The organism is Pseudomonas morbosilactucae (assembly GCF_023241715.1).
Classification (GTDB): Bacteria; Pseudomonadota; Gammaproteobacteria; order Pseudomonadales; family Pseudomonadaceae; genus Aquipseudomonas; species Aquipseudomonas morbosilactucae.
On sequence record NZ_JALQCW010000034.1, the window covers coordinates 1 to 14,986 of the forward strand.

Below are 14,986 nucleotides of genomic sequence, written 5' to 3' on the forward strand. Positions count from 1 at the left end.
GCAGTATCGACAGCGTCTCCGTCGTCGATGGCGCGCACTATACGGAGCGTCTTTTAAGCTGTAAACCCCTGTTGTCGAAAAAATATGAAAAAAGCCCTCATAAGCAGAAACGAGGGTGTTTCTGAGGGTGGCTAGGGATATTTCCGGTGTTGTCTGAGCCTGAAATTTCCCGTTTCAATACGCGTATGCCAAACTAACCCGCATATAGACAAGGTGAAATTTATCTAATGGCCGATTGGCAGTCCCTCGATCCCGAGGCCGCTCGTGAAGCGGAAAAATACGAAAACCCTATTCCTAGCCGCGAACTGATCCTGCAGCATCTTGCTGATCGGGGTTCGCCTGCTAGCCGCGAGCAGTTGGTCGAAGAGTTTGGTCTGACCACAGAAGACCAGTTCGAAGCCCTGCGTCGCCGTCTACGCGCCATGGAGCGCGATGCCCAACTGATTTACACCCGCCGCGGCACCTACGCGCCGGTGGACAAGCTCGACCTGATTCTCGGCCGCATCACGGGTCACCGCGATGGCTTTGGCTTCCTGGTGCCGGATGACGGCAGCGACGACCTGTTCATGAGCCCTGCGCAAATGCGCCTGGTGTTCGATGGCGACCGTGCCCTGGCCCGTGTTTCCGGTCTGGACCGTCGTGGTCGCCGTGAAGGCGTGATCGTCGAAGTGGTGTCCCGCGCCCACGAAACCATCGTCGGTCGTTACTTTGAAGAAGGCGGCATCGGCTTTGTCGTCGCAGACAACCCGAAGATCCAGCAAGAAGTGCTGGTGACCCCGGGCCGTAATGGCGCCGCCAAAGTCGGTCAGTTCGTGGAAGTGAAAATCACCCACTGGCCCACCCCGCGCTTCCAGCCCCAGGGCGACATTGTTGAAGTGGTCGGCAACTACATGGCGCCGGGCATGGAAATCGACGTCGCGCTGCGTACCTACGACATTCCTCACGTCTGGCCTGAAGCGGTGCTCAAAGAAGCCGCCAAGCTCAAGCCGGAAGTTGAAGAGAAAGACAAAGAGAAGCGCATCGACTTGCGTCATCTGCCGTTCGTCACCATTGACGGCGAAGATGCCCGCGACTTCGACGATGCGGTCTACTGCGAAGCCAAGCCCGGCAAGCTGCGCCTGTTCTCCGGTGGCTGGAAGTTGTTCGTCGCGATTGCCGACGTGTCCAGCTACGTGAAGATCGGTTCGGCCCTGGATAACGAAGCTCAGGTGCGCGGTAACTCGGTGTACTTCCCTGAGCGCGTGATCCCGATGCTGCCAGAGCAGCTGTCCAACGGCCTGTGCTCCCTGAACCCGAAAGTCGACCGCTTGGCCATGGTGTGCGAGATGACCATCTCGAAAACCGGCGAAATGACCGACTACCAGTTCTATGAGGCGGTGATCCATTCCCAGGCGCGCCTGACCTACAACAAGGTCAGCACCATTCTGGAAACGCCGAAAACCAGCGAAGCCAAGGCCCTGCGTACCGAATACGCTGACGTGGTGCCGCACCTCAAGCAGCTGTATTCGCTGTACAAGGTGTTGCTGGGCGCGCGTCATGTACGTGGCGCGATCGATTTTGAAACCCAGGAAACCCGAATCATCTTCGGTTCCCAGCGTAAAATCGCCGAGATCACCCCGACCACCCGTAATGATGCGCACAAGCTGATCGAGGAATGCATGCTGGCGGCCAACGTGGCCACCGCTGAGTTCCTGAAGAAGCATGAGATTCCTGCGCTGTATCGGGTGCACGACGGTCCGCCGCCGGAGCGTCTGGAAAAACTGCGCGCGTTCCTCGGTGAACTTGGCCTGTCCCTGCACAAAGGCAAGGACGGCCCATCGCCGAAGGACTACCAGGCCTTGCTGGCCAGCATCAAGGATCGTCCAGACTTCCACCTGATCCAGACCGTGATGCTGCGCTCCCTGAGTCAGGCGGTGTACAGCGCTGATAACCAGGGCCACTTCGGCCTGAATTACGAGGCATACACCCACTTCACTTCGCCGATTCGTCGTTACCCGGACTTGCTCACGCACCGGGCGATCCGCAGCGTGATCCATTCCAAGCAGAACACCCCGCACGTCAAGCGTGCCGGTGCCATGACCATTCCGAAGGCGCGGATTTATCCGTACGACGAAGCGGCCCTGGAGCAGTTGGGCGAGCAGTGCTCCATGAGTGAGCGTCGTGCCGATGAAGCCACCCGCGACGTGGTGAACTGGCTCAAGTGCGAGTTCATGAAGGATCGTGTGGGCGAGTCGTTCCCGGGCGTGATCACGGCCGTGACCGGTTTTGGCCTGTTTGTCGAGCTGACCGATATCTACGTGGAAGGCCTGGTGCACGTCACCGCCTTGCCGGGTGATTACTACCACTTCGACCCTGTGCATCACCGCCTGGCGGGTGAGCGCACCGGTCGTAGCTTCCGCCTCGGTGATACCGTGGAAGTGCGGGTCATGCGCGTCGACCTCGACGAGCGCAAGATCGACTTCGAGATGGCGGAAAAAACCATCAGCGCACCCATTGGTCGCAAAAAAACGCGGCGCGGCGGATGTGCCGGCGTCCAAAGCGGCGACGGACGAGCCTGCACCGGCCAAGACTGGGCGTCGCACCTCGGCCAAGGAAAAATCCACCGAGGCTTATCGCCCTAGCGATGCGGCGGCGAAGAACGCCGAAGTGCGTAAAAGCCGTGAGATGAAACAGGCGTTGCTGGCTGAAGCGAAAAGCGGTGGTAAAGCGGCGTCTGGGGGAAAGTCCCGCGCGGCGGAAAAACCGTCGAGCAAACCAAGCAAACACCGTAAAGGCCCGCCAAAAGCGGGTTCGGCCCCCGCGAAAAGCGGCGGGTCGCGCAAACCTAAGGCCAAGTCATGAGTCTGGAAAAAATCTACGGCGTGCATGCCGTAGAAGCACTGCTGCGTCACCACCCCAAGCGCGTCAAACAGGTGTGGCTGGCAGAAGGTCGCAGCGAGCCGCGCGTGCAAACGCTGGTCGAGCTGGCCACCCAAAACAAGGTTGCCATCGGTCAGGCCGAGCGTCGTGAAATGGACGTCTGGGTCGAGGGCGTTCACCAGGGCGTGGTGGCTGAAGTCAGCCCAAGCCAGGTCTGGGGTGAGGCCATGCTCGACGAGTTGCTGGACCGCACTGACGGTCCGCCGCTGTTGCTGGTGCTGGACGGCGTGACCGACCCGCACAACCTCGGTGCGTGCCTGCGTTCGGCGGATGCTGCCGGTGCGTTGGCGGTGATCGTGCCTAAAGACAAGTCGGCCACCCTGACGCCAGTGGTGCGTAAAGTGGCCTGCGGCGCGGCGGAAGTCATTCCGCTGGTGGCTGTGACCAACCTGGCGCGGACCCTGGAAAAACTCCAGCAGCGTGGCTTGTGGGTCGTGGGTACGGCAGGGGAGGCGGAGGTCAGCATCTATGACCAGGACCTCACCGGCCCGACCATCCTGATCATGGGCGCCGAAGGCAAAGGCATGCGTCGCCTGACCCGTGAGCATTGCGACTACCTGGTGCACCTGCCGATGGCCGGTAGTGTTAGTAGCCTCAACGTCTCGGTCGCCACCGGCGTCTGCCTGTTCGAAGCCCAGCGCCAGCGTGGCGCCAAAAAGACAGCCGCTTCGCGGAAGTCGTAAGCTTCAAGCTGCAAGTTAAAAGCGGGGTGGTTGACCACTTGTAGCTTGCAGCTTGCAGCATCCCCCCTGCTCCTCTACTATTGCGCCCCTTGCCTTCCTGGCAGGCATGCATGTGCCTCCCTGCGGCAAGATCCATAAGTGTCATTCACTCCTTGTCTGACCGCTTTTAGGCGGCAGGCTACAACCCGTAAGGAGCATTCATGCGTCATTACGAAATCATCTTTTTGGTCCACCCGGATCAAAGCGAGCAAGTCGGCGGCATGGTTGAGCGTTACACCAAGCTGATCGAAGAAGACGGCGGCAAAATCCACCGTCTGGAAGATTGGGGCCGTCGTCAACTGGCCTACGCAATCAACAATGTTCACAAGGCTCACTACGTGATGCTGAACGTTGAGTGCACTGGCAAAGCCCTGGCTGAGCTGGAAGACAACTTCCGTTACAACGATGCTGTGATCCGTAACCTGGTCATCCGTCGCGAAGAAGCCGTTACCGGCCAATCCGAGATGCTCAAGGCTGAAGAAAACCGCAGTGAGCGCCGTGAGCGTCGTGACCGTCCTGAGCATTCTGACAGCGCCGATGGCGATGACAGCGATAACAGCGACGCCAGCGATAACGCTGACGAGTAATCCACGGACCTTTTAAGGAGCCAATTACATGGCACGTTTCTTCCGTCGTCGTAAATTCTGCCGCTTCACCGCTGAAGACGTGAAAGAGATCGATTACAAAGATCTCAACACTCTGAAAGCCTACGTATCCGAGACCGGCAAAATCGTTCCAAGCCGCATCACCGGTACCAAAGCTCGTTATCAGCGTCAGCTGGCCACCGCTATCAAGCGCGCCCGCTTCCTGGCCCTGCTGGCCTACACCGACAGCCACGGCCGCTGAGACCGGGCAGTCGATAAGTAGTAAGGATTGAATGCATGCGCGCCTTAGCTGACTTCATCATGCGCGGACGTATGCAGGCCACTCTCGTAGTGGCCGGTTGTGCGGCATTGCCGTTGTTGTATTGGTTGGGTGCCGCTGCTGGGAGCCTTGTGCTTCTGCGGCGCGGATTGAAGGATGCCCTTGGTGTCCTGTCCCTGGGACTGCTGCCGGCTTTGCTCTGGTGGTTGTTTTTCGATGATCCACGGGCACTTCTGGTGCTGCTGGGGTCTTCGAGCCTTGCGTTGGTTTTGCGCGCAAGCGAGTCCTGGATCCGGGTGCTGCTGGTCAGCATCGCGATGGGATTGGTGTTTGCTGGAGTCCTGGGCGCGGCTTTCCGCCCTCAGATCGAGATGTTGTCGCAGGAGTTGGTAAAAATCCTGCCGCTGGCCCTCGGTGATGTCTACCAGCAGTTGTCGGTCGAGGAGCGAGCCCGTCTCGCCTTGCTGATAGCGCCAATCCTGACCGGCCTGATTGCGGCCTTGTTGCAAACCATCAGTGTGCTGAGCCTGATTCTTGGGCGTTACTGGCAGGCTGTGTTGTACAACCCGGGCGGTTTTGGTCGCGAGTTTCGCGCTATCAGAATCCCCCTTGGGCCAGCGATGTTGCTGCTGGCGTGCATGCTGATCGGACCGAACTTCGGCCCGCAGATGGCAATGCTGACGCCGTTGTGCAGTGTACCGCTGGCATTTGCCGCGTTAGCCCTGATTCACGGGCTGGTGGCACAAGGGCGACTGGCCAAGTTTTGGCTGGTGGGGATGTACGTCACGATGCTGCCGTTTATGCAGCTGATCTATCCGTTGCTCGTGGTCTTGGCCATTGTCGACAGCCTGATTGATTTTCGCGGTCGTTTCGCGCCGAAAGACGCTGATAACGGTTCTGCGAACGGTGAAGGTTAAAAGTTAAGAGGTTATTACCAAATGGAACTGATCCTGCTGGAAAAAATCGCCAACCTGGGCAACCTGGGCGATAAGGTAAACGTTAAGGCTGGTTACGGCCGTAACTACCTGCTGCCTTTCGGCAAAGCCACCGCTGCGACCGCTGCCAACCTGGCTGCGTTCGAAGAGCGTCGTGCTGAGCTGGAAAAACTGGCTGCAGACAAAAAAGCATCCGCCGAAACTCGCGCTGCCCAACTGGCTGAGCTGGAAGTGACTATCACTGCCACCGCCGGTGACGAAGGCAAGCTGTTCGGTTCGATCGGCACCCACGACATCGCTGATGCACTGACCGCCTCCGGCGTTGAAGTTGCAAAAAGCGAAGTTCGTCTGCCGAACGGCACTATCCGCAACGTTGGCGAATTCGATGTAGCTGTGCACCTGCACGCTGAAGTCGAAGCAACCGTACGCGTTGTTGTGGTGGCTGCTTAAGCAGTACCAAATCGTCTGGCACCCTGAGTGGCGGACGGTTTAACATCGGGCACGATCCTGTTTACAGGTCGTGCCCTTTGTCTTTCTGCTGTTCCTGTTTTTCATCCCTAATTTCAAGTGGCCATGAACGATATCTCCGCTCCCGAGCAATACGATCTGCAAACCGCCGCCCTGAAGGTGCCGCCCCATTCCATCGAGGCCGAACAGGCTGTGCTCGGTGGTTTGATGCTGGACAACAACGCCTGGGAACGCGTGTTGGATCAAGTCTCCGACGGCGACTTCTATCGGCATGACCACCGTTTGATCTTCCGTGCGATCGCCAAACTGGCCGATCAGAACATGCCAATCGACGTGGTGACCCTGTCCGAGCAATTGGACAAGGAAGGCCAGACCTCCCAGGTTGGCGGCCTGGGCTACCTGGGCGAGCTGGCGAAAAACACGCCGTCCGTGGCCAACATCAAGGCGTATGCGCAAATCGTCCGCGAGCGCGCGACCCTGCGGCAGTTGATCGGCATCAGCACTGAAATCGCCGACAGCGCTTTCAACCCGGAAGGCCGCACCGCCGCCGAGATTCTCGACGAGGCCGAGCGGCAGATCTTCCAGATCGCCGAGGCTCGGCCCAAGACCGGCGGCCCGGTGGGGGTCAATGACCTGCTGACCAAGGCCATCGATCGCATCGACACCCTGTTCAACACCGACAACGCCATCACTGGCCTGTCCACCGGCTATACCGACCTCGACGAGAAGACCAGCGGCCTGCAGCCGTCCGACCTGATCATCGTCGCCGGCCGTCCATCGATGGGTAAGACCACCTTCGCCATGAACCTGGTGGAGAACGCGGTGTTGCGCAGCGAGAAGGCGGTGCTGGTGTACTCCCTGGAGATGCCAGGTGAATCGCTGATCATGCGGATGCTGTCGTCGCTCGGTCGCATCGACCAGACCAAGGTCCGTTCCGGCCAGCTGGAAGACGACGACTGGCCGCGCCTGACTTCGGCGGTCAACCTGCTCAATGACCGTAAGCTGTTCATCGATGACACCGCCGGTATCAGCCCGTCGGAGATGCGTGCTCGGACTCGGCGCCTGGTGCGTGAGCACGGCGAAGTCGGCCTGATCATGATCGACTACCTGCAGTTGATGCAGATCCCGGGCTCCAGCGGTGACAACCGGACCAACGAGATTTCCGAGATTTCCCGATCCCTGAAAGCCCTGGCCAAGGAATTCAACTGCCCGGTGGTGGCCCTGTCCCAGCTCAACCGTTCCTTGGAGCAGCGCCCCAACAAGCGCCCTGTGAACTCCGACTTGCGGGAATCCGGAGCGATCGAGCAGGACGCCGACGTCATCATGTTCGTGTACCGGGACGAGGTGTATCACCCCGAGACCGAGCACAAAGGCATTGCCGAGATCATCATCGGCAAGCAGCGGAACGGCCCGATCGGCTTTATCCGCCTGGCCTTTATCGGCAAGTACACGCGCTTTGAAAACCTGGCACCGGGCAGCTACAACTTCGACGACGACGAATAACCTTTCGCGCCTGTCAGGGCCCCATCGCGGCCAAGCCCGCTCCCACGTGAGGTATGAATGCCCTCAAGTGTGGGCGTTGGCTTGCCTGCGACGGGCGCCGCACAATTCCGACCGCTATCGTCGGAATTGGTTAAATTTTGTGCTATATTCCGCGCCCGCGATTTTTCATCTCAACACCGGTCATCGTCATGCAAGCAGCCAAGCCGTTATTTGACTATCCCAAGTACTGGGCCGAATGTTTCGGGCCAGCGCCGTTCCTGCCCATGAGCAGGGAGGAGATGGATCAGCTCGGCTGGGACTCGTGCGACATCATCATCGTGACCGGTGATGCCTACGTCGATCACCCGTCGTTCGGCATGGCGATCATTGGCCGGCTGCTGGAGTCCCAGGGCTTCCGCGTCGGGATCATCGCCCAGCCCAACTGGCAGTCCAAAGACGACTTCATGAAGCTCGGCGAGCCGAACCTGTTCTTCGGCGTGGCCGCCGGCAACATGGACTCGATGATCAACCGCTACACCGCCGACAAGAAAATCCGTTCCGACGACGCCTACACCCCGGGTGGCATGGCCGGCAAACGCCCGGACCGTGCGAGTCTGGTGTACAGCCAGCGCTGCAAGGAAGCCTACAAGAACGTGCCGATCGTGCTTGGCGGCATCGAAGCTTCCCTGCGCCGTATCGCTCACTACGATTACTGGCAGGACCGGGTACGCAACTCGATCCTGATCGACGCCTGCGCTGACATCCTGCTGTACGGCAACGCCGAGCGGGCCATCGTCGAAGTTGCCCAGCGCCTGTCCTACGGTCACAAGATCGAAGACATCACCGATGTGCGCGGCACCGCGTTCATTCGCCGTGATACGCCCAAGGACTGGTACGAAGTCGACTCCACACGCATCGACCGTCCGGGCAAGATCGACAAGATCATCAACCCCTACGTCAACACCCAGGACACCCAGGCCTGCGCCATCGAGCAGGAAAAGGGCCCGGTGGACGATCCGCAGGAAGCCAAGGTCGTACAGATCCTGGCCAGCCCGCGCATGACCCGCGACAAGACCGTGATCCGTCTGCCATCGGTGGAGAAGGTCCGTGGCGATGCGGTGCTGTATGCCCACGCCAACCGCGTATTGCACCTGGAAACCAACCCGGGCAACGCCCGTGCCTTGGTGCAGAAGCACGGTGAAGTGGACGTCTGGTTCAACCCGCCGCCCATTCCCATGACCACCGAAGAAATGGACTACGTGTTCGGCATGCCCTATGCGCGCGTTCCGCACCCGGCGTACGGCAAGGAAAAAATCCCGGCCTACGACATGATCCGTTTCTCGGTGAACATCATGCGTGGCTGCTTTGGCGGCTGCACCTTCTGCTCCATCACCGAGCACGAAGGCCGGATCATCCAGAACCGTTCCGAAGAGTCGATCATTCGCGAGATCGAAGAGATCCGCGACAAGGTTCCGGGTTTTACCGGCGTCATCTCCGACCTTGGTGGCCCGACGGCGAACATGTACCGCATCGCCTGCAAGACCCCGGAAATCGAATCCGCGTGCCGCAAGCCGTCCTGCGTGTTCCCGGGAATCTGCCCGAACCTGAACACCGACCACTCGTCGCTGATCCAGCTGTATCGCAGTGCCCGTGCCCTGCCGGGTGTGAAGAAGATCCTGATCGCTTCCGGCCTGCGTTACGACTTGGCCGTCGAGTCGCCGGAATACGTCAAAGAGCTGGTGACCCACCACGTCGGCGGTTACCTGAAGATCGCCCCGGAACACACCGAGGAAGGTCCGCTCAACCAGATGATGAAGCCGGGCATTGGCAGCTATGACAAGTTCAAGCGCATGTTCGAGAAGTACACCAAGGAAGCGGGTAAAGAGCAGTACCTGATTCCGTACTTCATCGCGGCCCACCCGGGTACCACCGACGAAGACATGATGAACCTGGCCCTGTGGCTCAAGCGCAACGACTTCCGCGCGGACCAGGTGCAGGCGTTCTACCCGTCGCCGATGGCCACGGCCACCGCCATGTACCACTCGGGCAAGAACCCGCTGCGCAAGGTCACCTACAAGAGCGACGCGGTGACCATCGTCAAGAGCGAGGAGCAACGCCGCCTGCACAAGGCATTCCTGCGCTACCACGACCCGAAAGGCTGGCCGATGCTGCGTGAGGCCTTGACCCGCATGGGCCGCGCCGACCTGATAGGGCCGGGCAAGAATCAGCTGATTCCCCTGCACCAGCCGTCCACCGACAGCTACCAGAGCGCCCGTCGCAAGAACTCGACGCCGGCCGGTAGCCATAAAGTGGCCAAGGAAACCACCAAGATCCTGACCCAGCACACCGGCCTGCCGCCCCGTGGCAGCGACGGCGGCAACCCGTGGGACAAGCGCGAACAGGCCAAGGCCGCGGCGATGGCCCGCAACAAGCAGGCTGCCAAGGAGCGCACCGATGCGGCCAAGGGCAAAGGCAAGAAGCCGACCCGCAAGCCGGTAGTGCCGCGCTAAACGGCAGTTAATGTGACAACGCCAGCCCCTCGGGGCTGGCGTTTTGCTATCTGGGCAATGGGTTTTTTTACCCGATCAGGTGCAAAAAAACGCCGGCGCTTTGTTAAGGTTGCCCCGCTTCACGCGGCCGTTACGCGCCGTTTTTATGCCCGTTTCAATCGTCAGCTCAAGGAAGACCCCCGTGACCAGCCCGCTCGCCGCCATCGGCATGGACTCCAACTTTTCCCAGTTCATGGCCCGTCAGCGCATCGAAAGCCAAATCAACCTGCCACGGCTGTTTGCCGCGATCGACGCCGATCCGGCGATTGTCGGGGCGGGCGTGGTGTACATCGACGCCGATTTCAACGTGGTGGTGCTGCGTGAGTTCCGGCCGATCTGCAGCATCGCGCCCAAGCGGGTGATCCTGCGCGAGGCCAAGCCCTACCTGGCGCCGCAGCAATTTATCGAACAAGTGAAAAACAGCCCGCGCGAATCCAGGCTGGGCACCGAAGTGGCCAACGCCGGCCTGTCCTGCCTGTCGGCGTACATCGGCTGGAGCGTGGTGCTGGCCGGCAGCATCGCGGTGCCGTTCACCGCGGGCGCCAGTGCCTGGGTGGTGGCGCTCGGGGTGACGGCCGCCGCAGCGGGGACGGCGCAATGCGCGATTGGCGGGATGCGGGTGGTCAACGAATTGAACAACCCCCAAGCCAACGACGAGATGAACGATGCCGAGTGGTACAAGACCGTGGCGCCGATTCTCGATGGGGTGTCCCTGGCCGGGGTAGGCGGTTCGGCGATGGCCACCGTTCGCTTGCTCAAGGCCAGCAAAGCGTCGGGGATCGGCAAGAGCTGGTACCAGTTGCTCAGTGGCCTGAATCGCCAGGAGCGAGCCAAGTTGACCAAGGAGTTGCTGATGCTCCGGGACCCGAGCCTGACGGCCAAGCTGCTCAAGCTTCAGCAACGCGCCGGGGCCTTGCCCAAGCGTTTTGCCTCGGCGGAAATCCGGCACGCCACCATCACCCAGATCAAGGACTCCCTCGGTGCGCTACTGACTGTTACGGGCAGTTACACGGGGGACGGTCATGTGAAGAACGCAACCACCATCGCTGTGGGCTTGTATGAGGAGTTTCACGAATGATTGGCGGCGGCTCGATGATGGCTTTTTTTGCCCGCTATTTCCCCACCTTCATGGGTACGGTGCTGTTGGGGTGCTTCTCGGCGTCGGGCCTGCTGTCCCTGGCGGGCACCACCTACTGGCGCGGCCTGGAACCTTCGGTGCGCACCGATTACCTCGGGCTCGCGGTGCTGTTTCTGGTGTTGTTGCTGGTGGCGGGGCATTTCCTGATGCTGCGTGGGCGCTCCTGGGCGGTGTGGCTGGTCACGGGCTATTTCCTGCTGTGCCTGGCCCTGGTGCTGCCTATGTTCGCTTACGGGCCGCATCAGGGCGTGTACCTGGTGACGCTGCTTTTGCCCTTGCTGGGCTTGCTGTTGCTCAACAGCAAGCGGCACCGGGAAATGCGCGGCAGGCTCCTGGAGATTCGCCACGAGCGCGAGCGAATCATTCACGCCGCGAAGCAAAAACGTTCGTCTCGCTGAAGCAATGGGATACGCCTGCAGCATTTGTGTGCAACCCTTGCACGGCAATGCAGGCGCTGCGCGTTTTTGGTGCTGTACTGCGCTGAGTTATTCAGGAAAGCGCTGGCCGGGCGGGATGGCATAAGTCTTGCGCGCTTTCTACCACCGCCCAGGCTCGCAGGAGGCACGCCGTGTCGATCCATGTCGCATTGCACCATGTCACGCATTACCGCTACGACCGCGCGGTCGAACTCGGCCCTCAAATCGTTCGTCTGCGTCCGGCAGCCCATAGCCGCACGCGGATTCTGTCCTATGCGCTGAAGGTTCAGCCCGAGCAGCATTTCATCAATTGGCAGCAAGACCCCCAGGGCAACTACCTGGCCCGCTTGGTGTTCCCGGAGAAAACCGACGAGCTACGGATCGAAGTGGACCTGCTGGCCGAGATGGCCGTGTTCAACCCGTTCGACTTCTTCCTGGAGCCCTACGCGGAAAAAATCCCCTTCGCCTACGCCGCCGATGAGCAGCGTGAGCTGGCGCCCTATCTGGAAACCCTGCCGCTGACGCCGAAGTTTCAGGCCTACCTGGATGGCATCGACCGCACGCCGCTGCCGGCGGTGGATTTTCTGGTGGCCCTCAACCAGCGCCTGAGCCAGGACATCGGCTACCTGATCCGCATGGAGCCGGGGGTGCAGACGCCCGAGCAGACCCTGGACAATGCCTCTGGCTCGTGCCGGGATTCGGCCTGGCTGCTGGTGCAATTGCTGCGCAACCTGGGTTTGGCGGCGCGTTTTGTGTCCGGTTACCTGATCCAGTTGACCGCCGATGTCAAAGCCCTGGACGGCCCGTCCGGCACGGAGGTGGATTTCACCGACCTGCACGCCTGGTGCGAGGTCTACCTGCCCGGTGCCGGCTGGATCGGCCTGGATGCCACCTCCGGGCTGTTTGCCGGCGAAGGGCATATCCCATTGGCCTGTAGCCCTGATCCCTCCTCGGCGGCACCGATCAGTGGTTTGGTCGAACCGTGCGAGTGCGAGTTCACCCACGAAATGTCGATCGAGCGGATTTGGGAGGCGCCTCGCGTCACCAAGCCTTACACCGATGAGCAATGGCTGGCGATCCAGGCCCTGGGCCGCAAGATCGACGCGGACCTGCTGGAAGGTGATGTGCGCCTGACCATGGGGGGCGAGCCGACCTTCGTGTCCATCGACGACCCCGATGGCGCCGAGTGGAACACTGCCGCCCTGGGCGCGGACAAGCGTCGCCTGTCTGCCGAATTGTTCCAGCGCATGCGCACGCATTACGCGCCCAAGGGTCTGGTGCATTTTGGCCAGGGCAAGTGGTACCCCGGCGAGCAGCTGCCGCGCTGGTCGCTGAACTGTTACTGGCGTCGTGATGGTTTGCCGATCTGGCACAACAGCGCACTGATCGCCGATGAGCAGGAAGATTACGGTGCCGATGGCCTGATGGCCGGGCGTTTCCTGGCCAGTGTTGCCGAGCGCCTGAAACTGCCGGCTCGCTTTGTGTTCCCGGCCTACGAAGACAATTTCTACTACCTGTGGCGCGAGGGCGCCTTGCCGTCCAATGTCAGCGCCGAAGATTCGCGGTTGGGCGATGAGCTGGAGCGTGCACGCTTGCACAAGGTCTTCAGCCAGGGCCTGGACAAGGTCATTGGCCAAGTGCTGCCCCTGGCCCGCACGGTCAAGGGCGACCAATGGCAAAGCGGTCGCTGGTACCTGCGTGACAGCCATTGCCGCCTGGTGCCGGGGGATTCGCCCCTGGGCTATCGCTTGCCCCTGGCCTCCCAGCCTTGGGTGACGGCGGCGGAATACCCGTTTATCCACCCCAACGACCCGAACCAGGACTTCCCCGAGCTGCCCGACAACGCGCGGCTGCGTGAACATGGCAAGGCGGCCGAGGTGGATGAGCGGGTGCCGGCCATTGACCAGTCCGCCGATTGGCTGACCCGCACGGCGTTGTGCGCCGAGGCGCGGGAAGGGCGGCTGTACCTGTTTATGCCGCCACTGGAGCGGGTCGAGGATTACCTGGAGCTGGTCAGTGCCATCGAGGCCACCGCCGAAGAGCTGCATTGCCCGGTGCTGCTGGAGGGCTACGAGCCGCCGGCCGATCCGCGCCTGAGCAACTTCCGAGTGACCCCGGACCCGGGCGTGATCGAGGTCAACGTGCAGCCGTCCTCCAGTTGGGACGAACTGGTGGAGCGCACCGAGTTCCTCTACGAGGAGGCGCGGCAGACCCGCCTGACCACCGAGAAATTCATGATCGACGGGCGCCACACCGGCACCGGCGGCGGTAACCACTTTGTCCTGGGCGGCGCGACCCCGGCGGATTCGCCGTTCCTGCGGCGCCCCGATCTGCTGCGCAGCCTGATCAGCTATTGGCACAATCACCCGTCGCTGTCTTACCTGTTCTCCGGGCTGTTTATCGGCCCCACGTCCCAGGCGCCGCGGGTCGACGAGGCGCGTAACGACGCCCTGTATGAACTGGAGATCGCCTTTGCCCAGATGCCTGAGCCGGGCGAACCGTGCCCGCCCTGGCTGGTGGACCGGCTGCTGCGCAACCTGCTGATCGATGTCACCGGCAACACCCACCGCGCCGAGTTCTGCATCGACAAGCTGTACTCGCCGGACGGTGCCACCGGGCGCCTCGGCTTGCTGGAACTGCGGGCTTTTGAAATGCCGCCCCATGCCCGCATGAGCCTGGCCCAGCAACTGTTGCTGCGGGCGCTGGTGGCGCGCTTCTGGCGTGAGCCTTATGCGCCGGCCAAGCTGGCACGTTGGGGCACCGAGCTGCACGACCGCTTTATGCTGCCGCACTTTATCGAGCAGGATTTTGCCGACGTGATGGTCGAGCTCAACGCCGCCGGTTACCCGGTGCGCGCCGAGTGGTTTGCGGCGCACCTGGAGTTCCGTTTTCCCAAGGTCGGCGATTACGCGGTCAGCGGCATCGAGCTGGAGCTGCGCCAGGCCCTGGAGCCCTGGCACGTGCTGGGCGAGGAGGGCACGGGCGGCGGCACGGTGCGTTATGTCGATTCGTCCCTGGAGCGCTTGCAGGTCAAGATCAACGGCCTGGCGCCGCAGCGCTACCTGCTCACGTGCAACGGCATCCCGGTGCCGCTGCAACCCACCGGGCGGGTCGGCGAGTTTGTCGCCGGCGTGCGCTACCGTGCCTGGCAACCGGCCAACTGTCTGCAGCCGACCATCCCGGTGCATGCGCCGTTGGTGTTCGACCTGCTGGACACCTGGATGCACCGCTCCCTGGGCGGTTGCCAGTACCACGTGGCCCACCCGGGCGGGCGCAATTACGACAGCCTGCCGGTCAACGCCAACGAGGCGGAAAGCCGGCGCATGGCGCGTTTCTTCCGCCTGGGCCACAGCCCTGGCACCTTGCCGGTGCCGACCCTGACGATCAATGACGAGCTGCCGATGACGCTCGATTTGCGACGTTTCTAAAGCAGACGCGACGCCCGGAGGATTGCAATATCCGGGCGTCATGAGTCTGCGTTAATCTGTTTGCC

10 protein-coding genes and 1 pseudogene are annotated in these 14,986 nt (G+C 61.4%); all 11 read left to right on the forward strand.

Going from position 1 to position 14,986, the window contains the following annotated elements; genetic code table 11:
* Positions 1-227: 227 nt before the first annotated feature.
* Positions 228-2,841, forward strand: a pseudogene (gene rnr, locus M1B34_RS14945) (ribonuclease R).
* Positions 2,838-3,602 carry a 23S rRNA (guanosine(2251)-2'-O)-methyltransferase RlmB gene (rlmB, locus tag M1B34_RS14950; RefSeq protein WP_268265529.1) on the forward strand — a complete coding sequence of 255 codons (765 nt, stop codon included), beginning with the start codon at positions 2,838-2,840 and terminating at the stop codon, positions 3,600-3,602. Before rnr ends, rlmB begins: the two are co-directional and overlap by 4 nt.
* A 200-nt stretch (positions 3,603-3,802) precedes the next feature.
* A complete protein-coding gene (gene rpsF, locus M1B34_RS14955) occupies positions 3,803-4,228 on the forward strand; it encodes a 30S ribosomal protein S6 (RefSeq protein WP_020299424.1) in 426 nt (141 codons plus the stop codon).
* Between the two features lie 28 nt (positions 4,229-4,256).
* Positions 4,257-4,487, forward strand: coding sequence for a 30S ribosomal protein S18 (rpsR, locus tag M1B34_RS14960; protein ID WP_002551829.1), 231 nt, complete (start codon positions 4,257-4,259; stop codon positions 4,485-4,487).
* Positions 4,488-4,522: 35 nt separating this feature from the next.
* Complete coding sequence (locus tag M1B34_RS14965; RefSeq protein WP_123329584.1) at positions 4,523-5,422, forward strand: hypothetical protein; 900 nt, start codon at positions 4,523-4,525, stop codon at positions 5,420-5,422.
* Positions 5,423-5,443: 21 nt separating this feature from the next.
* On the forward strand, positions 5,444-5,890 hold the full coding sequence (rplI, locus tag M1B34_RS14970; RefSeq protein WP_123329586.1) for a 50S ribosomal protein L9: 447 nt from the start codon (positions 5,444-5,446) through the stop codon (positions 5,888-5,890).
* 123 nt (positions 5,891-6,013) lie between these two features.
* Entirely contained in the window at positions 6,014-7,411 is a 1,398-nt protein-coding gene (gene dnaB / locus M1B34_RS14975) for a replicative DNA helicase (protein ID WP_056725443.1), read from the forward strand.
* 188 nt (positions 7,412-7,599) lie between these two features.
* Positions 7,600-9,900, forward strand: coding sequence for a YgiQ family radical SAM protein (locus M1B34_RS14980; protein ID WP_123329588.1), 2,301 nt, complete (start codon positions 7,600-7,602; stop codon positions 9,898-9,900).
* Positions 9,901-10,081: 181 nt separating this feature from the next.
* A complete protein-coding gene (ssp4, locus tag M1B34_RS14985) occupies positions 10,082-11,017 on the forward strand; it encodes an Ssp4 family T6SS effector (RefSeq protein WP_123329590.1) in 936 nt (311 codons plus the stop codon).
* The gene (locus tag M1B34_RS14990) at positions 11,014-11,475 is read left to right on the forward strand and encodes a hypothetical protein (protein ID WP_268265530.1); all 462 of its coding nucleotides are present in this window, start codon (positions 11,014-11,016) and stop codon (positions 11,473-11,475) included. Before ssp4 ends, M1B34_RS14990 begins: the two co-directional genes overlap by 4 nt.
* A gap of 170 nt (positions 11,476-11,645) precedes the next feature.
* On the forward strand, positions 11,646-14,921 hold the full coding sequence (locus M1B34_RS14995; protein ID WP_268265531.1) for a transglutaminase family protein: 3,276 nt from the start codon (positions 11,646-11,648) through the stop codon (positions 14,919-14,921).
* Positions 14,922-14,986: the final 65 nt, after the last annotated feature.